Annotated in this window: 23 protein-coding genes; 9 read left to right on the top strand and 14 right to left on the bottom strand. The window is 56.0% G+C overall.

What is annotated here, in order from left to right:
• Window positions 1-15: 15 nt before the first annotated feature.
• Window positions 16-1,137: a ribosomal protein uL16 3-hydroxylase gene (locus tag AC4OVU_RS08915; RefSeq protein ID WP_017384706.1), complete on the top strand. Its 1,122-nt coding sequence runs from the start codon at window positions 16-18 to the stop codon at window positions 1,135-1,137.
• An 88-nt stretch (window positions 1,138-1,225) separates the two neighbouring features.
• Here the strand turns inward: AC4OVU_RS08915 and AC4OVU_RS08910 are convergent, their stop codons facing one another.
• Window positions 1,226-1,717: an REP-associated tyrosine transposase gene (locus tag AC4OVU_RS08910; protein WP_015570803.1), complete on the bottom strand. Its 492-nt coding sequence runs from the start codon at window positions 1,715-1,717 to the stop codon at window positions 1,226-1,228.
• A gap of 97 nt (window positions 1,718-1,814) precedes the next feature.
• Entirely contained in the window at window positions 1,815-3,038 is a 1,224-nt protein-coding gene (gene pepT / locus AC4OVU_RS08905) for a peptidase T (RefSeq protein WP_006809220.1), read from the bottom strand.
• 237 nt (window positions 3,039-3,275) lie between these two features.
• Between pepT and potA the strand changes: the two genes are divergently transcribed.
• From potA to potD, 4 genes are read left to right on the top strand one after another with little or no spacing between them, the layout of a single operon-like run.
• A complete protein-coding gene (gene potA, locus AC4OVU_RS08900) occupies window positions 3,276-4,424 on the top strand; it encodes a spermidine/putrescine ABC transporter ATP-binding protein PotA (protein ID WP_162837914.1) in 1,149 nt (382 codons plus the stop codon).
• Window positions 4,408-5,265, top strand: a complete 858-nt coding sequence (gene potB, locus AC4OVU_RS08895; protein ID WP_017693625.1) for a spermidine/putrescine ABC transporter permease PotB — start codon at window positions 4,408-4,410, stop codon at window positions 5,263-5,265. Before potA ends, potB begins: the two co-directional genes overlap by 17 nt.
• Entirely contained in the window at window positions 5,262-6,053 is a 792-nt protein-coding gene (gene potC / locus AC4OVU_RS08890) for a spermidine/putrescine ABC transporter permease PotC (protein ID WP_110292884.1), read from the top strand. The genes potB and potC overlap by 4 nt, the downstream gene beginning before the upstream one ends.
• A complete protein-coding gene (gene potD, locus AC4OVU_RS08885; RefSeq protein ID WP_015570806.1) occupies window positions 6,050-7,084 on the top strand; it encodes a spermidine/putrescine ABC transporter substrate-binding protein PotD in 1,035 nt (344 codons plus the stop codon). The genes potC and potD overlap by 4 nt, the downstream gene beginning before the upstream one ends.
• A 34-nt stretch (window positions 7,085-7,118) precedes the next feature.
• Here the strand turns inward: potD and cobB are convergent, their stop codons facing one another.
• Genes cobB through lolC form a run of 5 tightly spaced genes read right to left on the bottom strand, consistent with a single transcriptional unit; the run spans window position 7,119 to window position 12,058 of the window.
• Window positions 7,119-7,940 (bottom strand): Sir2 family NAD+-dependent deacetylase, encoded by an 822-nt coding sequence (gene cobB, locus AC4OVU_RS08880; protein WP_110292885.1) that lies wholly within the window; start codon window positions 7,938-7,940, stop codon window positions 7,119-7,121.
• Between the two features lie 14 nt (window positions 7,941-7,954).
• Entirely contained in the window at window positions 7,955-8,866 is a 912-nt protein-coding gene (gene nagK / locus AC4OVU_RS08875; RefSeq protein WP_110292886.1) for an N-acetylglucosamine kinase, read from the bottom strand.
• 54 nt (window positions 8,867-8,920) lie between these two features.
• Window positions 8,921-10,165, bottom strand: coding sequence for a lipoprotein-releasing ABC transporter permease subunit LolE (gene lolE / locus AC4OVU_RS08870; RefSeq protein ID WP_017384711.1), 1,245 nt, complete (start codon window positions 10,163-10,165; stop codon window positions 8,921-8,923).
• Complete coding sequence (gene lolD / locus AC4OVU_RS08865; protein ID WP_015570809.1) at window positions 10,165-10,866, bottom strand: lipoprotein-releasing ABC transporter ATP-binding protein LolD; 702 nt, start codon at window positions 10,864-10,866, stop codon at window positions 10,165-10,167. The genes lolE and lolD overlap by 1 nt, the downstream gene beginning before the upstream one ends.
• A complete protein-coding gene (lolC, locus tag AC4OVU_RS08860; RefSeq protein WP_491928660.1) occupies window positions 10,859-12,058 on the bottom strand; it encodes a lipoprotein-releasing ABC transporter permease subunit LolC in 1,200 nt (399 codons plus the stop codon). Before lolC ends, lolD begins: the two co-directional genes overlap by 8 nt.
• 256 nt (window positions 12,059-12,314) lie before the next feature.
• Between lolC and AC4OVU_RS08855 the strand changes: the two genes are divergently transcribed.
• The 3 genes from AC4OVU_RS08855 (at window position 12,315) to ldtC (ending at window position 18,502) form a co-directional block, all read left to right on the top strand.
• Entirely contained in the window at window positions 12,315-13,388 is a 1,074-nt protein-coding gene (locus AC4OVU_RS08855; protein WP_110292887.1) for an acyltransferase family protein, read from the top strand.
• 556 nt (window positions 13,389-13,944) lie between these two features.
• Window positions 13,945-17,391 (top strand): transcription-repair coupling factor, encoded by a 3,447-nt coding sequence (mfd, locus tag AC4OVU_RS08850; RefSeq protein ID WP_017693631.1) that lies wholly within the window; start codon window positions 13,945-13,947, stop codon window positions 17,389-17,391.
• Window positions 17,392-17,536: 145 nt separating this feature from the next.
• Entirely contained in the window at window positions 17,537-18,502 is a 966-nt protein-coding gene (ldtC, locus tag AC4OVU_RS08845; RefSeq protein WP_023303432.1) for a L,D-transpeptidase LdtC, read from the top strand.
• A gap of 77 nt (window positions 18,503-18,579) precedes the next feature.
• Here the strand turns inward: ldtC and bhsA are convergent, their stop codons facing one another.
• A complete protein-coding gene (gene bhsA / locus AC4OVU_RS08840; protein WP_006809234.1) occupies window positions 18,580-18,837 on the bottom strand; it encodes a multiple stress resistance protein BhsA in 258 nt (85 codons plus the stop codon).
• A 245-nt stretch (window positions 18,838-19,082) separates the two neighbouring features.
• Between bhsA and AC4OVU_RS08835 the strand changes: the two genes are divergently transcribed.
• Window positions 19,083-19,718 carry a TetR/AcrR family transcriptional regulator gene (locus AC4OVU_RS08835; RefSeq protein WP_015570813.1) on the top strand — a complete coding sequence of 212 codons (636 nt, stop codon included), beginning with the start codon at window positions 19,083-19,085 and terminating at the stop codon, window positions 19,716-19,718.
• A 59-nt stretch (window positions 19,719-19,777) separates the two neighbouring features.
• Here the strand turns inward: AC4OVU_RS08835 and AC4OVU_RS08830 are convergent, their stop codons facing one another.
• The 6 genes from AC4OVU_RS08830 to lpoB all read right to left on the bottom strand — a co-directional run bounded on the left by AC4OVU_RS08830 (window position 19,778) and on the right by lpoB (window position 25,112).
• Window positions 19,778-20,317 carry a glycine zipper 2TM domain-containing protein gene (locus AC4OVU_RS08830; protein ID WP_017384715.1) on the bottom strand — a complete coding sequence of 180 codons (540 nt, stop codon included), beginning with the start codon at window positions 20,315-20,317 and terminating at the stop codon, window positions 19,778-19,780.
• Window positions 20,318-20,510: 193 nt separating this feature from the next.
• Window positions 20,511-21,815, bottom strand: a complete 1,305-nt coding sequence (locus AC4OVU_RS08825) for an NAD(P)/FAD-dependent oxidoreductase (RefSeq protein ID WP_017693633.1) — start codon at window positions 21,813-21,815, stop codon at window positions 20,511-20,513.
• 236 nt (window positions 21,816-22,051) lie between these two features.
• Entirely contained in the window at window positions 22,052-22,594 is a 543-nt protein-coding gene (gene ycfP, locus AC4OVU_RS08820; RefSeq protein WP_110292250.1) for an alpha/beta hydrolase YcfP, read from the bottom strand.
• A 31-nt stretch (window positions 22,595-22,625) separates the two neighbouring features.
• On the bottom strand, window positions 22,626-23,651 hold the full coding sequence (gene nagZ / locus AC4OVU_RS08815) for a beta-N-acetylhexosaminidase (protein WP_003857934.1): 1,026 nt from the start codon (window positions 23,649-23,651) through the stop codon (window positions 22,626-22,628).
• Window positions 23,652-23,662: 11 nt separating this feature from the next.
• Window positions 23,663-24,487 (bottom strand): thiamine kinase, encoded by an 825-nt coding sequence (gene thiK, locus AC4OVU_RS08810; protein WP_017384718.1) that lies wholly within the window; start codon window positions 24,485-24,487, stop codon window positions 23,663-23,665.
• Window positions 24,468-25,112: a penicillin-binding protein activator LpoB gene (lpoB, locus tag AC4OVU_RS08805; RefSeq protein ID WP_085929697.1), complete on the bottom strand. Its 645-nt coding sequence runs from the start codon at window positions 25,110-25,112 to the stop codon at window positions 24,468-24,470. Before lpoB ends, thiK begins: the two co-directional genes overlap by 20 nt.
• Between the last annotated feature and the right edge of the window lie 5 nt (window positions 25,113-25,117).

The raw sequence follows: 25,117 nt of genomic DNA, 5'->3' as shown, positions 1-25,117 counted from the left end.
GCGGAATACAAAAATATGGATTATCAATTAACGCTTAACTGGCCCGAATTTATTGAACGTTACTGGCAAAAACGCCCGGTCGTTCTTAAACGCGGGATCAGCAATTTTATCGACCCTATTTCTCCTGACGAACTCGCTGGTCTGGCGATGGAAAACGAGGTAGACAGCCGTCTGGTGAGCCACCAGGACGGGAAATGGCAGGTCAGCCACGGTCCCTTTGAAAGCTACGATCACCTGGGCGAAAACAACTGGTCTTTACTGGTGCAGGCGGTCAACAACTGGCACGAACCCACCGCAGCCTTAATGCGTCCCTTCCGCGCCCTGCCAGACTGGCGAATGGACGATCTGATGATCTCCTTCTCCGTTCCCGGTGGCGGCGTGGGTCCGCATCTGGATCAGTACGACGTGTTTATCATTCAGGGTACCGGGCGCCGTCGCTGGCGCGTGGGCGAAAAAGTGCCAATGAAGCAGCACTGCCCGCACCCGGATCTGCTTCAGGTTGATCCGTTTGAAGGGATCATTGATGAAGAGCTGGAGCCAGGTGACATTCTCTATATCCCACCGGGCTTCCCGCATGAAGGTTATTCCCTGGAAAACTCGCTGAACTATTCGGTTGGTTTCCGCGCGCCAAGCGGGCGCGAGATGATCAGCGGATTTGCTGACTATGTTTTACAGCGTGAGCTGGGCAGCTACCGTTACAGCGATCCGGACGTTCCGGCGCGTGAGCACCCGGCGGATATTCTGCCAGAGGAGCTGGATAAGCTGCGCGGGATGATGCTGGATCTGATCAACGAACCGGAGCACTTCAGACAGTGGTTTGGCGAGTTTATCAGCCAGTCGCGTCACGAACTGGACGTCGCACCGCCAGAGCCGCCGTATCAGGCAGATGAAATTTATGATGCGCTCCAGCAGGGCGATAAGCTGGTTCGTCTGGGCGGATTACGCGTACTGCGCATTGGCGAAGAGGTATTCGTCAACGGCGAGCGCCTGGACTCTCCGCATCGCCCGGCGCTGGAAGCGATTGCCAGCCATATGGTGCTGACTGCGGATACCTTTGGCGACGCACTGGACGATCCCTCCTTCCTCGCCATGCTGGCCGCGCTGGTGAACAGCGGGTACTGGTTTTTTGAGGACTGAGCCGCTTTAATGCCCGGTGACGCTGCGCTTACCGGGCCTACGATCGAAATGTAGGCCGGGTAAGGCGTAGCCGCCACCCGGCTTTGTTTTACTTCCGCTCCCCCGCCGCAAAATCCTCAATCTCACCCGCCCAGTCTGCCGGATATAACCCTTCCCGCACCTCCCGATGAAACGTTGAATATGGCCAGTCGACGACTTTCCCGACATAGCCATGCTTCAGCGGATTGATGTAGACGTAATCCATATACCGCCGATAATCCTGCTCATTGCGAATAGTGTGCTCCCAGAAACGCGGTTGCCAGACGTGGCGCATTTCAATGTTGCGGCTAAACGTTTTTTTGATGTCGCGCCAGCGCGCTGAAAAGTCACTGTCTCCTTCCGGCAGGGTCCAGATACAGTGCATATGTTCAGGCAGGATAACCCAGGCGTTAATGGTGAAGGGCTTCGCACGCTTAACCGTGGCGGTAGCGGAACGCAGGCTGTCGATGTGGCGAGTAAGTAAATCGCTCTGGCGGTTTTGCAGATTGACGGTGAAAAACCAGGTCCCACCGGGGATGTAGTGGCGGCGGTAGTTTGACATTGGCACTCCTTGCCCATTGCCCGGTGGCGCTGCGCTTACCGGGCCTACGATCGAAATGTAGGCCGGGTAAGGCGTAGCCGCCACCCGGCATAAAACATTACCGCTTCGCGGTTAACTCCGCTATCCGCACGATCACCTGCACCGCTTTCTCCATCCCTTCCAGCGTCACGAACTCATGCTTGCCGTGGTAGTTATATCCACCGGTAAACAGGTTCGGGCACGGCAGGCCCATAAACGACAGCTGTGAACCATCGGTACCGCCACGGATCGGTTTCATCACCGGCTCGATGTCACAATCGCGCATCGCCTGCTGGGCGATATCAAGAATATGCGGATGCTCCATCACCTTATCGCGCATATTGTAATAGCTGTCTTCGATGATGAGTTCAATATAGCAATCCGGATGCAGCCCCTTGCCGACCTTTTTCGCGATCTCCATCATCTTACGTTTGCGCGCTTCAAAGGCTTTGCGGTCGAAATCGCGGACAATATAGTGCATCTGCGCGCTGTCCACGGTCCCCTTGATGCTGGTCAGATGATAAAAACCCTCATACCCTTCCGTCATCTCCGGGCTCTCTTCGGCGGGCACTTCCGCATGAATACGCGCAGCCAGCGACAGCGCATTCACCATCACCCCTTTCGCAGACCCCGGGTGCACGTTATTCCCGACGATTTTGATCGTTACCGATGCCGCGTTAAAGTTTTCATACTCCAGTTCACCCACGCCGCCACCGTCGACGGTGTAGGCCCACTGCGCGTTAAACGCCTCAACGTCAAAGTGTTTTGCGCCTTTTCCAACCTCTTCATCCGGCGTGAAGGCCACGCGGATATCGCCATGTGGGATATTTTTGCCCTTCAGCACCGCCAGCGCCGTCATGATCTCGGCGATGCCCGCTTTGTCATCGGCCCCCAGCAAGGTTTTGCCGTCAGTGGTGATTAACGTCTGCCCCAGCAGCTGATGCAGTACCGGGAACATCACCGGCGACAGCACTTCGTCGCCAATGCCCAGCGCAATATCACCGCCGCGGTAGTTTTCAACAATCTGCGGGTTTACGTGTTTACCGCTAAAATCAGGTGAGGTATCGACATGAGAAATAAAGCCAATTGCCGGGATATCGCCGTCAATATTCGCCGGCAGCGTTCCCATCACGGTCCCTTTTTCGCTGAGCGTGACATCAACCAGCCCCATGGCCTCCAGCTGCTCTTTCAGCAGATTTAGCAGCTTCCACTGGCCTTCGGTGCTTGGCACCTGTCGGACCCCCGGCTTAGATTGGGTATCCAGCGAAACGTAATGTAAGAAACGCTCAAGTAGTTTATCCATGCAGTCACCCTCACTTTTTGTGACAACATTATCATTAAGCAGCAAAACGCAAATATTGCGTCAGGTCACTTTTATCCCGCAAACGAGAACTTTTTACGTTTATATCGTTGTGCGTTAATAAATGTAGCTTATGAATAAGTGAGAAGGATTGGCGATTCAATGGGTTTGCCGTAGAATGTCCGCCCTCATTACGAGTCACCAAGGTGGTTACACACAAACCCCGCTTCAGTCTGCTGCCTGAGGCGTCTATATGGGACAGCGCGAAAATTGAATACACAACCCCGTTCCCTTTCACCGCTGGTGCAACTGGAACGAATTCGTAAAAGTTTCGATGGCAAAGATGTCATTTCCGACCTTAATCTGACCATCAATGACGGTGAGTTTCTCACGCTGCTCGGCCCCTCCGGCTGCGGCAAAACCACCGTCCTGCGCCTTATCGCCGGGCTGGAAAGCGTTGATAACGGCCATATCCATCTTGAGAACCAGGACATAACCCAGGTTCCAGCCGAAGATCGCCACGTCAATACCGTCTTTCAGAGCTATGCCCTGTTCCCGCACATGACCGTGTTTGAGAACGTGGCGTTTGGCCTGCGGATGCAAAAAACACCGGCCAGCGAGATCCCACCTCGGGTTACCGAAGCCCTGCGCATGGTACAGCTGGAGGCGTTCGCCCAGCGCAAGCCGCATCAACTTTCCGGTGGTCAGCAGCAGCGTGTGGCCATTGCCCGCGCCGTGGTCAACAAACCTCGCCTGCTCCTGCTGGATGAATCCCTCTCCGCGCTGGACTACAAGCTGCGCAAGCAGATGCAGAACGAGCTGAAAGCGCTTCAGCGTAAGCTCGGCATCACGTTCGTGTTTGTTACGCACGATCAGGAAGAAGCCCTGACCATGTCAGACCGTATCGTGGTGATGCGCGACGGCAAGATTGAGCAGGATGGCACCCCGCGTGAAATTTACGAAGAGCCGAAAAACCTGTTCGTCGCCAGCTTTATAGGCGAAATCAATATTTTCAACGCCACGGTGATTGAGCGTCTGGACGAGCAGCGCGTTCGCGCGAACGTGGAAGGCCGCGAATGCAATATTACCGTCAACTTTGCCGTCGAGAAGGGGCAAAAGCTCAACGTCCTGCTGCGCCCGGAAGATCTCCGCGTTGATGAGATCCACGACACGGCTGACGTCGAAGGTCTGATCGGTTACGTTCGCGAACGCAACTACAAAGGGATGACCCTCGAATCCGTTGTGGAACTGGAAAACGGCAAAATGGTGATGGTCAGCGAGTTCTTTAACGAGGACGATCCGGACTTCGACCACTCGCTGGATCAGAAAATGGTCATCAACTGGGTAGAAAGCTGGGAGGTTGTACTGGCTGATGAAGAACACAAGTAAGTTCCAGAATGTGGTGATTGCCACGATCGTCGGTTGGCTTGTGTTGTTTGTCTTTCTACCCAACCTGATGATCATCGTAACCAGCTTCCTGACCCGCGACGACGCGAACTTCGTGGCGATGGTCTTTACGCTGGACAACTACGCACGCCTGCTCGATCCGCTCTATTTTGACGTGCTGCTGCACTCGCTCAATATGGCGCTGATTGCTACCCTCGCCTGTCTGGTGCTGGGGTATCCATTCGCCTGGTTCCTGGCCCGCCTGCCGCAAAAAGTGCGGCCGCTGCTGCTGTTTTTACTGATTGTACCCTTCTGGACCAACTCGTTAATCCGCATCTACGGGCTGAAAATCTTTCTCAGCACCAAAGGTTATCTGAACGAGTTCCTGCTGTGGCTGGGGGTGATCGAGACGCCGATCCGCATCATGTTCACCCCGGGCGCGGTAATTGTCGGCCTGGTCTATATCCTGCTGCCGTTTATGGTGATGCCGCTCTACTCCAGCATTGAAAAGCTCGATAAACCGCTGCTGGAAGCGGCGAAAGACCTGGGTGCCAGTAAGTTACAAACCTTTGTCCGCATCATTATTCCGCTGACCATGCCGGGTATTATCGCCGGCTGTCTGCTGGTCATGCTGCCTGCGATGGGCCTGTTCTACGTATCGGACCTGATGGGCGGGGCGAAAAACCTGCTGATCGGTAACGTGATTAAGAGCCAGTTCCTGAATATCCGCGACTGGCCGTTCGGCTCGGCCACCAGCATAACGCTGACGGTGGTGATGGGACTGATGCTGCTGGTTTACTGGCGTGCATCACGCCTGCTGAATAAGAAGGTGGAGCTGGAATGATCGGTCGACTGCTTCGCGGCGGTTTTATGACCGCCATTTATGCGTATCTCTATATTCCGATAATCATTTTGATCGTGAACTCCTTTAACAGCTCACGCTTTGGGATCAACTGGCAAGGGTTTACCACCAAATGGTATGGCCTGCTGATGAACAATGACAGCCTGCTACAGGCCGCTCAGCACTCGCTGACGATGGCGGTATTTTCTGCCACCTTCGCGACGCTGATTGGCTCACTGACCGCCGTGGCGCTGTACCGCTACCGTTTTCGCGGTAAGCCGTTCGTCAGTGGCATGCTGTTTGTGGTGATGATGTCCCCGGATATCGTGATGGCCATTTCACTGCTGGTGCTGTTTATGCTGCTGGGCATCCAGCTCGGTTTCTGGTCGCTGCTGTTCTCGCATATCACCTTCTGTCTGCCGTTTGTGGTGGTAACCGTCTACGCGCGTCTGAAAGGGTTCGACGTACGCATGCTGGAAGCGGCGAAAGATCTGGGTGCGAGCGAGATGACCATTCTGCGCAAAATCATTCTGCCGCTGGCGATGCCCGCCGTGGCAGCAGGATGGCTGCTCAGCTTTACCCTGTCGATGGACGACGTGGTCGTGTCCTCCTTCGTCACCGGGCCGAGCTATGAAATTCTGCCGTTGAAGATCTACTCAATGGTTAAAGTCGGTGTTTCACCCGAAGTGAACGCGCTGGCGACTATTCTGTTGGTGTTATCGCTGGTTCTGGTAATTGCCAGCCAGGTTATTGCTCGTGATAAAACAAAATCTCAGGGGACACAGAAATGAAAAAAATGCTTGCCGCTGCGGCACTGGTGCTCGGAATGGGCGCCGCGCATGCTGATGACAGCAAAACGCTCTATTTCTACAACTGGACCGAGTATGTGCCGCCGGGCCTGCTGGAGCAGTTCACCAAAGAGACGGGCATCAAGGTGATCTATTCGACCTACGAGTCGAATGAAACCATGTACGCCAAGCTCAAAACCTATAAAGATGGCGCGTATGACCTGGTGGTGCCGTCGACCTATTTCGTCGACAAGATGCGCAAAGAAGGCATGATCCAGAAGATCGACAAAACGAAGCTAACCAATTTTTCAAACCTCGATCCTGAGATGCTAAACAAGCCGTTCGACCCGAACAACGACTACTCCATTCCGTACATCTGGGGCGCGACGGCAATTGGCGTCAACAGCGATGCCATTGATCCAAAAACGGTTTCATCCTGGGCTGACCTGTGGAAGCCGGAATACAAAAGCAGCCTGCTGTTAACCGACGATGCGCGCGAAGTGTTCCAGGTTGCGCTGCGTAAACTCGGCTATTCCGGTAACACCACCGATCCGAAAGAGATCGAAGCGGCGTATAACGAACTGAAAAAGCTGATGCCAAACGTGGCGGCGTTCAACTCGGATAACCCGGCTAACCCGTATATGGAAGGTGAAGTGAATCTGGGTATGGTCTGGAACGGCTCTGCGTTTGTGGCGCGTCAGGCCGGGACGCCGCTGGAGGTGGTCTGGCCGAAGGAGGGCGGCATCTTCTGGATGGACAGCCTCGCGATCCCGGCGAATGCGAAAAACGTCGAGGGTGCCCTGAAGCTGATTAATTTCCTGCTGCGCCCGGATGTGGCAAAAGAGGTGGCGGAAACCATCGGCTACCCGACGCCAAACCTGGCCGCGCGGAAGCTGTTAAGCCCTGAAGTGGCAAATGATAAATCGCTTTATCCGGACGCTGAAACCATCAGCAAAGGGGAATGGCAGAACGACGTCGGTGACGCGAGCCGCCTGTATGAAGAGTATTATCAGAAGCTAAAAGCAGGCCGTTAATGCATAACGGGCGACGCAATGTCGCCCGTTACTCTTACAGCCCCTTGAGGAGTTTATCCACAAAGGCTGGCACCACCTCGCTCGCCAGACCGTAATGTTTCTCTTCAAACTCGCTCCCGACCTGGCTTGGCTCCAGATTAAGCTCCACCGCATGGGCACCTTGCAGTCGCGCTTCGTGAACAAATCCTGCCGCCGGATAGACATGTCCTGAGGTACCAATGGCGATAAAGACGTCCGCCATAGCCAGGGCGCTGTAGATCTCATCCATTCCCAGCGGCATTTCGCCAAACCAGACCACATGCGGACGCAGACGCGAAGGGAACTGACAGCAGTGGCAGCGGTCTTCGTCCAGCACGTCCTCTTTCCAGTCCAGCACCTGACCACTCCATGCGCACCGCACCTTGAGCAGTTCGCCGTGCATGTGAATGATGTTGTGGTTTCCGGCCCTTTCGTGAAGATTGTCGATGTTCTGCGTGACCAGCAGAAAACGATCCCCCAGCGCTTCCTCCAGCTTTGCCAGCGCCAGGTGCGCCGCATTCGGCGCAATCTCCGGCTGCTGAAGCTGGCGACGGCGGGCGTTGTAGAACGCCTGCACCAGCGCCGGGTCGCGGGCGAAACCTTCCGGCGTCGCCACATCTTCAACTCGGTGTTCTTCCCACAGTCCGTCCGCCGCGCGGAAGGTCTGAATACCGGATTCGGCGGAGATCCCCGCCCCGGTCAACACCACCACTCTGGGTTTATCCATCGCTTCTGGCATCATCCTGTCTCTGAAAAAGATCCGCTGACGCAGGCGTTCACGTAAGCGGCGTTTATTTTTGCGAAAACGGCTGAGTCGACCCTGGCGACGCGACAGCATAATAACCTCGTAAACTAATCGGTGAGATGAAGGAATGCGGCTCCGCGCATGCCTCCTGCGTCCCCGTGTCGCGCGCGTTCAATGCGCGGCACGCGGGCGACCGGCAATAAATGTCGGGGCAGACGCCCGGACAACTGTTCCGTAATCGCAGTGAAATTTGACAGCCCTCCCCCGATCACCAGCAGATCCGGGTCGACGATGGTCAGGATATTCCCCAGGCACACGGCCAGCAGGTCGAGATAGCGTTCAACGTGCTCTCGCGCCTGCGCATCCCCTTGTTCCCACAGGGTAATGATTTCGGGGGCGTCATGTTTCTGATGATAGAAGTGTTCATAAAGCCATGCAAACCCACGGCCTGAAAGGTAACTCTCAATACAACCTTGCTGACCACAACCGCAGCGGATCAACGGGAAATCACGTCCGACAACATCCAACGCATCCACCGGCAGACGGATATGACCAAATTCGCCGGTAATGTAGCTGCGCCCGGTAATGGGTTTACCGTTAATGACTATCCCGCCCCCCACGCCGGTTCCGAGGATCAGCCCCATCACCAGCGGATAGCGACGAAACTCGTCGTCCCAGGCCTCTGAGAGAGCAAAACAGTTGGCATCGTTGTCTAAGCGCACGTCGCGCTCAAGGAGAGCAGAAAGATCGGCACGCAGCGGTTTGCCGCTGGCAGCAGGAACGTTGGCGGCATACAGCGTGCCATCGTCGGTTTCGGGCATACCCGGAATACCAATGCCGACGCTGCCTTTGACGCCAAAGCGTTCATCCGCTTGCGCCACCAGCGCGGCAATGGCGGTTAAAAATTCATCGTAGCTTTCGCGCGGCGTGGGTACGCGGGTTTCCCATTGTAGCTTAAGGTCTTTATCGAACACGCCGAGCGCAATCTTGGTGCCGCCAATATCAAATCCGTAATACATGATGCATTCCTCTGTTTGATTCAGCGGCCAAAAGACCGCTAAACCATGACGAAATTACTGGCCACTTAATACCCTCGCCGGATCAATTCGGCTTGCGCGACGCGCCGGATACCAGCTTGCCAGCAGACTCAGTAAAAGTGCTGTAACCAGCACATAAATAACGTCCAGCCAGTGCAGTTCAGACGGCAGGAAGTCAATAAAATAGATATCGCCTGACAGGAACTGATGGCCAATAAGCGCTTCAATTCCGTTGATAATCGGCGTCAGCTGAAGGGAAACCACCACGCCGATCGCCACGCCGCAGAGGCTGCCAAACAGCCCCGCCAGCAAACCGTACCAGACGAAGATGGCGCGAATAAGACCGTCTTTCGCCCCTAAGGTACGCAGCACGGCGATGTCGCCGCTCTTATCCTTAACGGCCATGACCAGCGTCGAGACGATATTAAAACACGCCACCCCAATCACCAGCACCATCGCCAGATACATAATCGCGCGGATCATCTGGATATCACGGTACATATACCCGTAAGTGCCGATCCAGCTTTTGATGTAGACATAGTTATTGGTCACGCTGCCAGCGTCACGCACCAGTTTATTGGCGTTGAAGACGTCGTTAACCTTAATGGCAATGCCCGTCACGCTGTCGCTCATATCCAGATACTGGCGCGCATCTTCCAGCGGCACCATCGCGAAGCTGTGGTCGAGCTGGCCGCTCAGCTGCAAAATACCGGTGACGTGCAGACGTACGCGCTTAGGCTGCTGCAATTTGTGATCAGCGCTGGCGTTCGGGATCATGATCGAGACCCAGTCGCCCTGCTTCACCTTCAGCGCATCGGCAACGCCTTTGCCCATGATGATCTGCTGCTCGCCAGCCTTAAAGTTTGCCCATGCGCCATTTTGCACATAGCGCGGCAGCGCGCTCAGACGCTCTTCCTGACGAGGATTTACCCCTTTCACCTGAATGGCGCGCAGGTTTACCCCGCTCTCTACCAGCCCGGTAAAGTTGATGTAAGGTGCAGCCGCCGCAATGCCGGGCACCTTTTCCACTTTGTTAAGGGCATCACGCCAGCTGGACCACGGCTGGTTAACCGGCTCGATTTCACCGTGGGGGACAACGGCCAGAATGCGGTTATTCAGTTCACGCTCAAAGCCGTTCATGGCGCTTAAGCCCACGATCAACACCGCCACGCCCAGGGCGATACCGATGGTGGAGATCACGGAGATAAGGGATACCATCCCGCTCCGGCGACGACCGCGGCTAAAGCGTAACCCGATGAGTAACGATAACGGTGAAGCCATTACTCCGCTCCCATCAGCGTCAGTTCAGCATTCAGACGACCGTCGCGCATTTCCAGCTGACGCCCCATCCGCTTAGCCAGTTGTAAATCGTGGGTGACCACCAGAAACGCGGTTCCCTGCGCGGCGTTCAGTTCGCCGAGAAGCTGGAAAATGCTGTCTGCGTTACGCGCATCGAGGTTACCTGTCGGTTCATCCGCCAGCACCAGGCGCGGGTTGTTGACCAGCGCACGGGCGATGGCCACACGCTGACGCTCACCGCCGGAAAGCTCAGACGGACGGTGATTCCCGCGATGACCCAGCCCTACCGCTTTTAGCATGTCGCTGGCGCGGGCATTAATTTCCGCGGGTTTCTTTTTACCAATCAGCAGCGGCATAGCGACGTTTTCCAGCGCCGTAAAGTCCGGCAGCAGATGGTGGAACTGATAGATAAAGCCCAGCTCGCGGTTACGCAGCTCGGCTTTCGCCGTAGACGACATTTTACTCAGCGGCTGCCCGGAGAAGATCACATCGCCTTCGGTTGGCGTGTCCAGCCCGCCAAGCAGGTGCAGCAACGTACTTTTACCGGAGCCAGAGCTACCGACAATCGCCATCATCTCGCCTTCGCCCACGCTAAAACTCACATTGTGCAACACGTCGGTCTGCACAGTGCCTTCCTGATAGCGTTTGGACAGGTTGTCGCACTGCAACAGGATCTTATTCATAACGTAAAGCCTCAGCGGGTTGAGTGGCGGCAGCCCGCCAGGAAGGATAAAGCGTAGAAAGCAGCGCAATGGCCATCGCGGCCAGCGCAATACCGACCACCTGGAGCGGCTCGATTGCCACCGGCAGCGCCGCGCCATCAAGCAGCGCGCCGATAATCGGCATGAGATTGTTGAGCTGGCTGGCGAGCAGCGCCCCCAGCGCCGCGCCGAGCAGCGCGCCGATGATGCCAGCGCTGGCGCCCTGGACCATAAATACCGCCATGATCTGGCGCGGAGTCACCCCCTGAGTTTGCAGAATGGCGACTTCGCCTTGCTTCTCCATCACCATCAGCCCGAGCGAGGTGATGATATTAAACGCGGCAACGGCCACGATCAGGCTCAGCAGCAGCCCCATCATGTTTTTCTCCATGCGCACGGCCTGGAACAGTTCGCCCTTCCGGTCGCGCCAGTCCTGCCATTTCGTCCCTTCCGGTAGCGTCTGCTGGCTAAGGGTATCCACCTTCAGTGGCGCATCAAGCCACAGACGCCAGCCGGTGATATTTCCCGCCGGGTAGCGCATCAGACGCGAGGCGTCCTGAATGTTAACCAGCATCTGGTAACCATCGACTTCGCTGTTCGCCGCAAACGTGCCAATCACGTTGAACAGGCGCTGGCTTGGCAGACGCCCCATCGGCGTAAACTGACTGGCTGACGGCACCATCACACGCAGCTGATCGCCACGGTTGACCCCGAGCTGCCCGGCAAGCTGCTCGCCGAGGATGACGTTGTATTTACCCGCTTCCAGGTCGGTTTGTTTCACATTGACCAGGAACGGCGTCAGCGGATCTTTTTGCGCCGGATCGATACCCAGCATCACCCCGACCGCCACGCTACGGGCGCTTTGCAGCACCACATCGCCCGTCGTGAGCGGCGCAACGCGCGTGACACCCTGTAACTTCACCGCGCTTTCCGGCAGCTGTTGCGGATTAACGGAACCCTGAGTGGAAGAGAGAACGGCCTGCGGCATCAGCCCCAGGATATTGTTTTGCAGCTCGCGCTCGAAGCCGTTCATGACGGAAAGCACCGTCACCAGTGCCATCACGCCAAGCGTAATGCCAATAGTCGAAAGCCAGGAGACAAAGCGACCGAAGCGGTCCGCGGCGCGCCCACGCATGTAACGTAAGCCTATAAAGAGTGCGACAGGTTGATACATGAAATCCGTCTGTTTGCTGATAGCAGACCCACGAGTATATAAGCGAATCCGCTAAGCGTAAATGACTGAAACCGTAAGATTCGGTAATCATTTTTCCGAAAAATTCAGATAAATCATCATGCTACTGACTGAACTTCCGCCAGACAGCCTCCACCTTTTCCGAAAATCGTCCTGATACAGACTGTTACCCGTTACATCAGGGTTTCATTTTACAACAATCGTCCTTTCGTTTATGGCAACAAGGTCGTCACGCACAATGAAACAAAAAGCATTATGGATTAACCAGATAAAAGGTCTGTGCATCTGCCTGGTGGTGATTTACCACTCGGTGATCACCTTTTATCCTCACCTGGACGGGCTACAGCATCCGTTATCGGGCCTGCTCGCCAAATGCTGGGTCTACTTTAATCTTTACCTTGCCCCGTTCCGTATGCCGGTGTTTTTCTTTATCTCCGGCTATTTGATCCGTCGATATATTGACGAGGTGAACTGGCGCACCAGTCTCGACAAGCGGATCTGGAGCATTGTCTGGGTTTTGGCCCTGTGGGGCGTCCTGCAATGGCAGGCGCTGACTCATCTGAATGCCTGGCTCGCCCCCGAGCGAGAGCTGGCGACAGCATCCAATGCGGCCTACGCCGATTCCGTTTCAGGGTTTGTACGGGGAATGCTCACGGCCAGCACCAGCCTATGGTATTTGTACGCCTTAGTGGTCTACTTTACGCTCTGTAAGCTGCTGAGCCGCTGGAAACTGCCGATGCTGGGGCTTCTGGCGCTGGCAAGCATCGCCATCAACTTCCTGCCGTTACCGTGGTGGGGAATGAACAGCGTGGTGCGCAACATGGTCTACTACAGTCTCGGCGCATGGTACGGCGCGCAGTTGATGGCGTGGATGAAAGGGATGAATTTGCGCCGCAGCTGGCTGATCCTCATCGCCTCTGGTGCGGTGTCGGTGGTGCTGTGGTTCGCTAACGTCCCTCTGCCGCTCTCTCTGCTGTCAATCATGGTTATCATGAAGCTCTTTTACAGCTTCGAGCAGCGTTATGCCGTTCATCCCAATAATCTGCTGAACGTCATCGGTTCAAACACCATCGCGATATATACCACCCACCGCATTTTAATCGAGGCATTTAGCCTGCTCCTGATCCGCGAAATGAATGCGGCGTACTGGCCGATCTGGGCGGAGTTAACGCTGATTCTGGTTTATCCATTTATCAGCCTGCTCGTCTGCACGCTGGTTGGGCTGGGGGCACGTAAGCTCTCGACCGCCCTCTTTGGCGATCTTTTCTTCTCCCCTCCCGCGCGGCTTTCGCCCGTGCCCACGACCCGCTAACTAACCCTGTCCCATGCGGACTACAAAATAAGGCCTGCACAGACGGCTCCCTCTCCCTATGGGAGAGGGCTGGGGTGAGGGTGAACATACAGCTGTGGTGCTCGTTCCGTTCACCTTATATTCCTTGCTATTCTATAACCGCACGAGCGGTGAACGTGCCAGGGTGGCTCAGTCGCCACCACCCTGGCAACCCGGTAAATCGTCGCTTCGCGATACCCTCGGCTTATTCCTTCCGGCTATCGGGTCGGGCATGAGCCTGCATCCATGCAGGCCACGCCCTCTCGGCGCATCCCTGCGCCTCGCCCCGGCCTTCAGGAAACGCCTCAGCGATTTACAGCCGGACCAGGGCATCGCTGAAAGCCCTCAGTTAGTCTGAAGACAACGTTATTGCTTCTGCTTTCAAATTACTGAGGAACCCTCTACCCATCCGGGGGCACTTTCCCTCTTGTGCGGTTACGATTTGCTTATGTAAAACGATCGAGGATAATAAAGACATTGCGTATCAGTGATATGCCCCAATACTGTTGGTATATCCCCAAGAGACTCTGACATAGCCATGCCTGAACACTATCGTTACTCCTTGCCTGTCAAAGCGGGCGACCAGCGCCAGCTGGGCGAACTCACGGGCGCGGCCTGCGCCACCCTGGTGGCGGAAATTGCTGAGCGGCATCCAGGGCCGGTGGTGCTGGTTGCCCCGGACATGCAAAACGCTCTGCGCCTGCACGACGAAATTCGTCAGTTCACCGACAGTCTGGTATTCAGCCTGGCCGACTGGGAAACGCTTCCCTACGACAGTTTTTCTCCGCACCAGGAGATCATCTCTTCGCGCCTGTCGACGCTGTATCAGCTTCCCACCATGCAGCGCGGCGTGCTGATTGTGCCGGTGAATACCCTGATGCAGCGCGTCTGTCCGCACAGCTATTTGCACGGCCATGCGCTGGTGATGAAAAAAGGCCAGCGCCTGTCGCGCGATGCCCTGCGCGTGCAGCTGGACGGAGCCGGCTATCGACATGTCGACCAGGTGATGGAGCACGGCGAATACGCGACGCGCGGTGCGCTGCTGGATCTCTATCCGATGGGCAGCGATCGGCCATATCGTCTGGATTTCTTTGATGATGAGATCGACAGCCTGCGCGTGTTCGACGCTGACACCCAGCGCACGCTGGAGGAAGTGGACTCCATTAACCTACTGCCCGCCCATGAGTTTCCGACGGATAAAACCGCCATCGAGCTGTTCCGCAGCCAGTGGCGCGACAGGTTCGACGTGAAGCGCGATGCCGAACATATCTACCAGCAAGTCAGCAAGGGCACCCTTCCGGCCGGGATCGAGTACTGGCAGCCCCTGTTCTTTAACGAACCGCTGCCGGCGCTGTTCAGCTACTTCCCGGCGAATACGCTGATTGTTAACACCGGGGATATCGACGCCAGTGCCAGCCGCTTTGAAAGCGAAACGCGCGCCCGCTTTGAAAACCGGGGCGTTGACCCGATGCGTCCGCTGCTGCCGCCGGAAATGCTGTGGCTACGTACCGACGAGCTGAACGCCGAGCTGAAACGCTGGCCGCGCATGCAGCTCAAAACCGACGCGCTTGCCGAGAAGGCGGCGAACACCAATCTCGCGTTCCGGACGCTGCCTGACCTGGCCGTTCAGGCGCAGCAGAAATCCCCGCTTGATAATCTGCGCAAGTTTCTTGAGTCCTTCACCGGGCCGGTGGTCTTCTCCGTTGAAAGTGAGGGTCGCCGTGAAGCGCTGGGCGAACTGCTGGGACGGATCAAAGTTGCGCCGAAGCGCATTCTTCGCCTGAGCGAAGCGACCGGAAATGGCCGTTACCTGATGATCGGCGCCGCCGAGCACGGATTCATTGATACGCTCAATAACCTGGCGTTGATTTGTGAAAGCGACCTGCTGGGCGAGCGCGTCGCGCGCCGTCGTCAGGACAGCCGTCGCACCATCAACCCGGACACCCTGATCCGTAACCTGGCCGAACTGCACCCCGGTCAGCCGATCGTTCACCTGGAACACGGGGTGGGTCGCTATCAGGGGATGACCACCCTCGAAGCAGGCGGCATCAAAGGTGAATACCTGATGCTGACCTACGCCAACGACGCCAAACTGTACGTGCCGGTGTCGTCCCTGCACCTGATCAGTCGCTACGCCGGGGGCGCGGAAGACAACGCGCCGCTGCATAAGCTGGGCGGCGATGCCTGGGCGCGTGCGCGCCAGAAGGCAGCGGAAAAAGTGCGCGACGTGGCCGCCGAGCTGCTGGATATTTACGCCCAGCGTGCGGCCAAAGAGGGCTATGCGTTTAAGCATGATAAAGAGCAGTATCAGCTGTTCTGCGACAGCTTCCCGTTTGAAACTACGCCGGATCAGGCCCAGGCCATTAACGCCGTGCTGAGCGACATGTGCCAGCCGCTGGCCATGGACCGCTTGGTCTGCGGTGACGTGGGCTTCGGCAAAACCGAAGTGGCGATGCGTGCCGCCTTCCTGGCGGTGGAAAACAACAAGCAGGTGGCGGTGCTGGTGCCGACTACCCTCCTCGCCCAGCAGCACTTCGACAACTTCCGCGACCGCTTCGCCAACTGGCCGGTGCGCATTGAGATGCTGTCGCGTTTTCGCAGCGCCAAAGAGCAGACGCAAATCCTGGAACAGGCAAGCGAAGGCAAAATTGATATTCTGATCGGCACTCACAAGCTGCTGCAAAGCGACGTGAAGTGGAAAGATCTGGGGCTGCTGATCGTGGATGAAGAGCACCGCTTCGGGGTGCGCCATAAAGAGCGCATCAAAGCGATGCGCGCCGACGTCGACATTCTGACCCTGACCGCAACGCCGATCCCGCGCACCCTGAACATGGCGATGAGCGGCATGCGCGATCTGTCGATAATCGCCACCCCACCGGCGCGCCGTCTGGCGGTGAAAACCTTTGTTCGCGAGTACGACAATCTGGTGGTGCGCGAGGCGATCCTGCGCGAAGTGCTGCGCGGCGGCCAGGTGTATTACCTGTATAACGACGTTGAAAATATTCAGAAAGCCGCCGACAGGTTGGCAGAGCTGGTACCGGAAGCGCGCATCGCCATTGGTCACGGCCAGATGCGCGAGCGCGAGCTGGAGCGGGTGATGAACGATTTCCACCACCAGCGTTTCAACGTGCTGGTGTGTACCACCATCATTGAGACCGGGATCGACATTCCAACGGCGAACACCATCATTATCGAACGTGCGGATCACTTCGGCCTGGCCCAGCTGCACCAGCTGCGCGGGCGCGTCGGGCGCTCGCACCATCAGGCCTACGCCTGGCTGCTGACGCCGCATCCGAAGGCGATGACCACCGACGCGCAAAAGCGTCTGGAAGCTATCGCCTCGCTGGAAGATCTGGGCGCTGGCTTTGCGCTGGCGACCCACGACCTGGAGATCCGCGGCGCCGGTGAGCTGCTGGGTGAAGACCAGAGCGGCTCCATGGAAACCATCGGTTTCTCGCTGTATATGGAGCTGCTGGAAAATGCCGTCGATGCGCTTAAAGCCGGACGTGAACCGTCTCTGGAAGATCTCACCAGCCAGCAGACCGAAGTGGAACTGCGCATGCCTTCTCTGCTGCCGGATGATTTTATTCCTGACGTGAATACCCGTCTGTCGTTCTACAAACGCATTGCCAGCGCGAAAAGCGAAGGCGAGCTGGAAGAGATCAAAGTCGAACTGATTGACCGTTTTGGGATATTGCCCGATGCGGCGCGCAACCTGCTGGATATTGCCCGCCTGCGTCAGCAGGCGCAGAAGCTGGGCATTCGCAAGCTTGAAGGCAATGAGAAAGGCGGCGTCATTGAGTTTGCCGAGAAGAACCACGTCGATCCGATGTGGCTGATTGGCCTCCTGCAAAAACAGCCGCAGCATTTCCGTCTTGATGGCCCGACGCGTCTGAAATTCACTCAGGATCTGACGGAACGTAAAACCCGCATGGACTGGGTGCGTAACTTTATGCGTCAGCTGGAAGAGAACGCCATCGCATAACGGTATCCCCCGCCAGCGCCCGGCTGGCGGGGGGACAATTTACAAACTCTTTGCACTTCGCCCGAACTTCCCGACTATACATTCGCCATAATTATCATTAACGCCTTATAAAACAATAACCTTATCATTTGTATGGATTATGATAATGATGATTTCTTCGCGTTTTACCCGCTGGTTAACTCTGTTTGCGCTGGCCGCGACGGTTGCCGTCGCGCTCCCTGCTCGCGCCAATACCTGGCCTCTTCCGCCTGCCGGCAGCAATGTCGTAGGTGAAAACCGCTTTCACGTGGTTGAAAACGATGGCGGTTCGCTGGAAGCGATTGCCAAAAAATATAACGTCGGGTTCCTGGCGCTGTTGCAGGCCAACCCGGGCGTAGATCCATACGTGCCCCGTGCAGGCAGCGTACTGACGATTCCGCTGCAAACCATCCTGCCGGACGCGCCGCGTCAGGGCATTGTGATTAACCTCGCCGAGCTGCGTCTGTATTACTACCCGCCGGGCAAGAACGAAGTGACCGTCTACCCTATCGGTATTGGTCAGCTGGGGGGCGATACGCTCACGCCTACCATGGTCACCACCGTCTCTGATAAGCGCGCTAATCCAACCTGGACCCCGACGGCAAACATTCGCGCCCGTTATAAAGCTCAAGGTATCGACCTGCCTGCCGTGGTGCCTGCTGGCCCGGATAATCCGATGGGGCACCATGCGATTCGCCTGGCGGCATACGGTGGGGTTTATCTTCTGCACGGAACGAATGCGGATTTCGGGATCGGGATGCGCGTCAGCTCCGGCTGCATTCGCCTGCGCGATGACGATATCAAAACGCTCTACCGCGTGATCGCCCCTGGCACGAAAGTGAATATCATTAATACGCCGATTAAAGTGTCTGAAGAGCCGGGTGGCGTCCGTCTGGTTGAGATCCACCAGCCGCTATCGAAAAACATCAATGACGATCCGCAGACGCTGCCGATTAATCTGAATGCCTCGATGGTGAGCTTTAAAACGAATGCCAATACCGATGGCGCGGTGATGGAGCGGGCGATGGAAGCGCGCTCGGGGATGCCAACCGATGTCACGCGGCATCATGAGGTTGCTCAGCAATCAATGTAAAGCAGTAATAACGACAAACGCCCTGCATCAGCAGGGCGTTTTTTATTGCAGTGGCATAACGGAGGGTTGCGTTACGCTTATTTGTAGATAACAGCGGTACCGTGCAGGGTGTTAGGACCGGTCACAGAGGTGATGCGGAATGATTTCGCACCCATTTCGTCAGCTTTTTGTGCCAGCTGATCTTCCAGAGAGCCCAGATTAGTCCCGGCAGTGGCAGAGATGGTACCGACTTTCTGCTGGTCTGCTGGCGTGGATTGCACTTCAACAGCAGCGAAGCTTGCGAAAGAGAGTGAACTCAGAACGGCGGCAGCGATGAGGGTTTTAACGTTTTTCATGATTTTATACCTTTAGGCAGATGATGTAGTGGTCGTTAGTTATTTAGTTAACGATCGATAGGTAAATGATAGATGTGATCCAGGTCACACGTCAACCCATTTTTATAATGGTCGTTAAATTAATTTCATTTGCCTTATATTTCATAAAGATAAAATTAAATTATTTTTCAGAAATCACCGCTGGTCGTTGCAGACGTTTATTTTTATAATGACTATTCAACAAAACAACAGAGGACCAACGGCACATGACAACCGATGTCACGCGTTGCGCGAAGAAAAGCCGTGGCCGACCAAAAGTGTTCGACAGGGATGCGGCGCTCGATAAGGCCATGACGCTCTTCTGGCAGCATGGGTATGAAGCCACGTCGCTTTCCGATCTCGTGGAAGCAACGGGCGCGAAAGCCCCTACCCTGTACGCAGAGTTCACCAACAAAGAAGGCTTATTCCGGGCCGTTCTGGACAGATACATCGCGCGCTTCGCGGCAAAACATGAAGCCCAGCTGTTCTGCGAAGAAAAAACGGTTGAGCAGGCATTGCAGGATTATTTCACGGCAATCGCGACCTGCTATACCAGCAAGGACACGCCTGCGGGCTGTTTTATGATCAACACCTCCGCGACCCTCGCGGCATCGTCTAAAGAGATTGCCAACACGGTCAAATCGCGACATGCGATGCAGGAGGAGACGCTCAGCACGTTTCTGGCTCAGCGTCAGCAGCGCGGCGAAATACCGGCGCATTGCCGTCCGCAGGAGCTTTCCCAGTATCTGAGCTGTATTTTACAGGGGATGTCCATCAGCGCCCGTGAAGGCGCGACGCTGGAAAAATTGCAGGGGATTACGCAAACAACGCTGCGCCTGTGGCCTGAACTTCTTAAACTCTGACGCAAAAAAAAGCTCCTCAGCCTGAGCGCATGAGGAGCTAAGTTCAGAGAACATCTTTTTTACACTTTGTTATTCAGTATCAGCTGACCGTTGCTGTCGAGAGGGATCTGCGTGCCAGGATCTTTATCCATGCGGATTTTGCCCTGCTGATCGCCAATTTTGTAGGTTACGTCGTAGCCCAACATTTTTTCAGACTTGTCATACACGGTTTTACAGCGCTGCTGCGTTGTGGTGTAGGTATCATTTTCCTGCATCGCGCCCTGTACCTGGTTACCGGCATAACCGCCACCCAGCGCACCAACCACCGTCGCGACATCCTTACCACGGCCGCCACCAAACTGATGACCAATCACCCCACCAGCAACCGCGCCCAGCACGGAGCCAGCGATACGGTTTTCATCCTGAACCGGACGACGGTGGGTGACAGAAACATTACGGCACTCCTGACGAGGCGTCTTGACCGTCTCTTTGATCGGTGTAGCGGAAACCACCTGCGCATACTGCGGGCCACGATCAAGTACGTTCAGACTGGCAACGGCAGCCACACCTAACGCAGCTGCGACGCCAATCCCTATACCCGCCAACATTGATTTATTCACGGGACTTCCTCCTTTGTTGCAATTGGTAGCAATTTTGCAGCGCAATAAACGCTTCGCCAATAAGATAAAGGATCAAAATCAGGGCTGTTGACCGGGACAACGTGGGTTTAAGAGAACTCTTAAGCGTCAGGAGGGAAATGCACAGCATGATGTGCTAAGAATTCCCTCCGGAGGGCCCGGAGGGAGAGAGAAATTAGTGCAGCTTCAGGCGTGGACGGATCACGCGGTTGATGCGGCCAACCAGCATCATCAGGCCGGTTTTGAAGTAGCCGTGCAGCGCAATCTGGTGCATACGGTACAGAGAAATGTACACGAAGCGGGCGATGCGCCCTTCCACCATCATGGAGCCGCGCATCAGGTTACCCATCAGGCTGCCCACGGTGGAGAAGTTTGAGAGCGACACCAGAGAGCCGTGGTCTTTGTAGACATAGGCTTTCATCGGTTTGCCTTTCATCTGCGCCAGGATGTTATGCAGCACGAGGCTTGCCATCTGGTGCGCGGCCTGGGCGCGAGGCGGTACAAATCCGCCTTCCGGACGTGCGCAGGAGGCACAGTCGCCAATGGCGAAGATGTCCGGATCGCGCGTGGTTTGCAGCGTCGGCTCTGTCACCAGCTGGTTAATGCGGTTCGTCTCCAGCCCACCGATATCTTTCATGAAATCAGGCGCTTTGATCCCCGCAGCCCAAACCATCAGGTCGGCCTGGATATATTCGCCGTCTTTGGTATGCAGGCCGCCCTCATCCGCGCTGGTCACCATGGTCTGGGTCAGCACGCGCACGCCCAGTTTGGTCAGCTCGTTGTGCGCCGCGCCGGAAATACGCGGCGGCAGCGCAGGCAGAATACGTTCACCTGCTTCCACCAGCGTCACATTCAGCGCTTCGTTAGTCAGCCCTTTGTAGCCGTAGCTGTGCAGCTGTTTGACCGCATTGTGCAACTCCGCCGATAATTCAACGCCCGTTGCGCCGCCGCCCACGATAGCAATGTTGACCTTGCCGTTAGCACCCATGTTATTGGTGTACTTCAGGAACAGGTTAAGCATCTCCTGATGGAAACGACGCGCCTGATGCGGGTTATCCAGGAAGATGCAGTGCTCTTTTACGCCTGGGGTGTTGAAATCATTGGAGGTACTGCCCAGGGCCATCACCAGCGTGTCATAGGCCAGCTTGCGCTCAGGAACCAGCAACTCGCCTTTATCATCACGCAGCTCAGCCAGCGTGATGGTTTTGTTTTCACGATTGATATCCACCACCGAACCCAGCTGGAACTGGAAGTGGTGGTTACGCGCATGCGCCAGATAGCTCAGCGCATCCACGCCCTCATCCAGCGACCCGGTCGCCACTTCGTGCAGTAACGGCTTCCACAGATGACTGTGGTTACGATCCACCAGCGTGATTTTGGCTTTCTTACCGCGACCCAGCTTCTTACCCAGCTGTGTCGCCAGCTCCAGTCCGCCAGCACCACCGCCGACAATCACTATCTTTTTCAATGGCGTAGTCAACGTGACCCCCTCAAATTATTAACCAATTGTTAATTAAAAGTTATATAAATAACCCTTAATTAACAACAGGTTACTGCGCTGAAACCATTCAGATTCATTGAGAATAGCACGTCAGGCGCATTGGTCATACCAAAATTGATATGTATCAAGTTTTGATGGTTTAAAAGTAGACAACTCTGACAAAAAAGAGGCCCGGTACGCTTTCACGTACCGGGCCTTTATCAGGTTCAGGGAGATCAGCCCAGCGTTTTAAAGGCTTTAATACGCTGCAAGTGCGGGGAAATGTTTTTGAACTTGTGGGTCTGCTCTTCGTCCCAGACAATTTCGTAGTAATGGTGCAGAAGCTCGGCGGCGCGGGAGCTGTTCAGCGCTTCATCGTTGCGGGAGAGGATCACCAGACACCGATCGCGGTTCTTTTCACGGAAATTGCTCACGCATTTAGTTGAGATGTCGGCGTACTCCTCCGGGCGATCGATTTTGCCTTCCATGTTTTCGTTCGGAAAGAGGTTAGGATTAAAAATGACCTGACGGATATCGCACAAAAAACCGATGCGCTCTGCCCAGTATCCTCCTAACCCCACGCCGCAGATCAGCGGGCGATCGTCGATATTGAGCTGCAACATTTTATCCACTTCTTTAAGCAGATGCTGCATGTCATGCTTCGGATGACGTGTGCTGTAACTGATCAGCCGGACATCCGGATCGATAAACTGCAATTGCAGCACTTTCTCATGATTACCAGGACTGTTTGAGTCAAAACCGTGTAAATAAATGATCATCGTCTCACCACGCTACGCCTTCCGGGATGAATTAAAGGGCTGCTTTATGTGCCTGCCAGCGCTCGTTCAGGGCTTCAAGCCGGGCGTTTACCGTTTTCCAGCGCGCCGAGTCCATCAGCTCCTGACGACTAAATGAACCTTTATGATACAATTGTGTAACACGTTCAGCATTGATCGGCGACAGGTTATCCAGCACGCTCACCGCCCCTTTACGATTATTGCAGACGAGGATCATATCGCAACCCGCATCCAGCGAAGCCTGCCCACGTTCGGCATAGCTACCCATAATTGCCGCCCCCTCCATGGATAAATCGTCAGAGAAAATTACGCCATTGAAGCCTAATTCCTGACGCAGTACGGTTTTCAGCCAGTGCGGAGAGCCGCTGGCCGGACGCGGATCGACCTCACTGTAGATGACGTGCGCAGGCATGATGGCATCCAGCTTGTTATCAGCGATCAGCGAGCGGAAAACCGACATGTCTTTAGCGCGAATGTCTGCTTCCGGGCGCGGATCGCGCGGGGTTTCTTTATGGGAATCCGCCGTCACCGCCCCGTGGCCCGGGAAATGTTTGCCGGTGGTTTTCATGCCCGCAGCATGCATACCGTCAATAAAGCGCGTCGCCATTGCCAGCGCAATACGCGGATCGTCATGATACGAACGCTCACCAATTGCCGCGCTAATGTGTCCTACGTCCAGCACCGGGGCGAAGCTGATGTCGATATCCATGGCGATCATCTCGCTGGCCATCAGCCAGCCGGCGTCCTGCGCCAGTTGACCGCCCTCTTCGATCCCCAGCAGCGCAGCAAAAGATTGCGCGGCGGGTAAACGGGTAAACCCTTCGCGGAAACGCTGCACACGCCCACCTTCCTGGTCTACGGCCACCACCAGGTGATTGCGCGACGCCGCACGGATCTGGCGAACCAGCTCACGCAACTGCTCCGGATCATGATAATTGCGGGTGAAAAGAATCAGCCCCCCTACCAGCGGATGCGCCAGAATTTCGCGCTCTTCCGCATCCAGCTCAAACCCTTCGACATCCAACATTACTGGACCCACACCTACCTCTCTTATCCTTTCGTTTGTAACTGACGCCAGGCATCATTTGCCAGCGCAATAAATTGTTTGTCATCTGTCTGCTGAAGGCGCATTTCAAACCATCCCGCCATCAGCATCAACACCCACGGACGCCAGCGCGCGACCTGCCGCGCAAGGGTGAGCGCATTGATGTTGGCGTTTCGGGCATAGGCGGTTATCAGCTGCTCGCGCGACGCCTCATCAGGCATCCAGACCGCAGCGAGTTCGAGCGCCACGTCACCGTCTCCGGCATATTCCCAGTCGATAAGTTTCTCGCCTGCCGTGGTATGAACGATATTACCCGCGTGGACATCCATATGCAGCGGCGCCAGACGTAACGCCTGCGGCTCTCCCGCTCTGCGTAGCCGCTTAAGCTGCGCCAGCCAGTAGGGCGTGCGTCGTCCAGGCGCAGCCTGCTGCCAGTAGTGATCCAGCAAAGGAAGTAACGTTACCCGCCAGCCCAGACGCGGCTGGCGATGCAGATGATACAGCATGGCTGCAAGCGCAGGCGTATCGGGAAGCTCGCTTTTGATCTCACCCGCAATAAACGCCACCGCCATCCAGTCTCTGATAAAGAGATGAGGTTGTGGCGCAAGGTCGGCGGGCAGGCGCTTCAGGGCGCGGAACTGGCGACGAAAATGGGAGGCAGGCGCGGCGGCATCGTGATGCTGACGTAAAACCAGCCGATGGTCGCCACGCTCAATAATGCAACTCGCGCCGCCAAGCCCGGCGGGGGCTTGCGGCGCGATAACACGGTACTGAGGGAAATAACGCGTCAGGACGTCATGACGCGTGCGCTTATTGTTGCGTAACGGCACCTTTACCTGACCAGATAATTTCGCCGGTCTGAACCAGCATTAACTGCATCTGCAACGACGGCGTGTTCACGTTGCCTGTCGCGTTAGAATAAAGGACATACTGCGCGCCAACGTTGCGGGCAATACCAATCGCTTTACTGCGCGAACCCAGGCTGTCCTGAGGCGACAGACCAAGCTGCTGCTTGGCGACCGCGAGCTGCTGAGCTGAGACCAGCGTAAATTTACCGTTGTTTGCCAGCGCGTTGCGCAGGGTTTCCGTCGCTTCTCCCGCATTCAGGGAACCGTTTGTACGGTTGTTCACGCTGTCCACCAGCAGCACGCTGCCGGGCGTAACGCCCTGTGCCTGCAACATTTTGCCCACCATCGGCTGCATCGCGCCGTTCCAGTCATAGTGGCGTACTCGCGGCGCAGGCTGTGCGGTGTCGTCCGGATGTTCGATCGGGCCAGGCTGCGCCGGAATGGTCGGTACAGACGGCACGGTTGGAACAGGCTGCGCTGGCGTTGTTGGCTGTTCCGTTCCCGGCTTCGCCTGATCTACCGGTGCTGGTTCTTCCGTTCGCGTCACACAACCCGCCAGAAAGAGTGCAAAAGCACTCAGGAGCGCATAACGGCTCATTGTTTTAATCAAGG

The sequence above is a fragment of the Enterobacter sp. 6722112 genome (assembly GCF_058661685.1).
This window is presented reverse-complemented; position numbering and strand designations above follow the sequence as displayed.

Coding starts and splice junctions, on each gene's coding strand:
- AC4OVU_RS08915 (WP_017384706.1), top strand. CDS start 16: ATGGATTATCAATTAACGCTTAACTGGCCCGAATTTATTGAACGTTAC.
- AC4OVU_RS08910 (WP_015570803.1), bottom strand. CDS start 1,717: ATGTCAAACTACCGCCGCCACTACATCCCCGGTGGGACCTGGTTTTTC.
- pepT (WP_006809220.1), bottom strand. CDS start 3,038: ATGGATAAACTACTTGAGCGTTTCTTACATTACGTTTCGCTGGATACC.
- potB (WP_017693625.1), top strand. CDS start 4,408: ATGAAGAACACAAGTAAGTTCCAGAATGTGGTGATTGCCACGATCGTC.
- potC (WP_110292884.1), top strand. CDS start 5,262: ATGATCGGTCGACTGCTTCGCGGCGGTTTTATGACCGCCATTTATGCG.
- potD (WP_015570806.1), top strand. CDS start 6,050: ATGAAAAAAATGCTTGCCGCTGCGGCACTGGTGCTCGGAATGGGCGCC.
- cobB (WP_110292885.1), bottom strand. CDS start 7,940: ATGCTGTCGCGTCGCCAGGGTCGACTCAGCCGTTTTCGCAAAAATAAA.
- nagK (WP_110292886.1), bottom strand. CDS start 8,866: ATGTATTACGGATTTGATATTGGCGGCACCAAGATTGCGCTCGGCGTG.
- lolE (WP_017384711.1), bottom strand. CDS start 10,165: ATGGCTTCACCGTTATCGTTACTCATCGGGTTACGCTTTAGCCGCGGT.
- lolD (WP_015570809.1), bottom strand. CDS start 10,866: ATGAATAAGATCCTGTTGCAGTGCGACAACCTGTCCAAACGCTATCAG.
- lolC (WP_491928660.1), bottom strand. CDS start 12,058: ATGTATCAACCTGTCGCACTCTTTATAGGCTTACGTTACATGCGTGGG.
- AC4OVU_RS08855 (WP_110292887.1), top strand. CDS start 12,315: ATGAAACAAAAAGCATTATGGATTAACCAGATAAAAGGTCTGTGCATC.
- mfd (WP_017693631.1), top strand. CDS start 13,945: ATGCCTGAACACTATCGTTACTCCTTGCCTGTCAAAGCGGGCGACCAG.
- ldtC (WP_023303432.1), top strand. CDS start 17,537: ATGATGATTTCTTCGCGTTTTACCCGCTGGTTAACTCTGTTTGCGCTG.
- bhsA (WP_006809234.1), bottom strand. CDS start 18,837: ATGAAAAACGTTAAAACCCTCATCGCTGCCGCCGTTCTGAGTTCACTC.
- AC4OVU_RS08835 (WP_015570813.1), top strand. CDS start 19,083: ATGACAACCGATGTCACGCGTTGCGCGAAGAAAAGCCGTGGCCGACCA.
- ycfP (WP_110292250.1), bottom strand. CDS start 22,594: ATGATCATTTATTTACACGGTTTTGACTCAAACAGTCCTGGTAATCAT.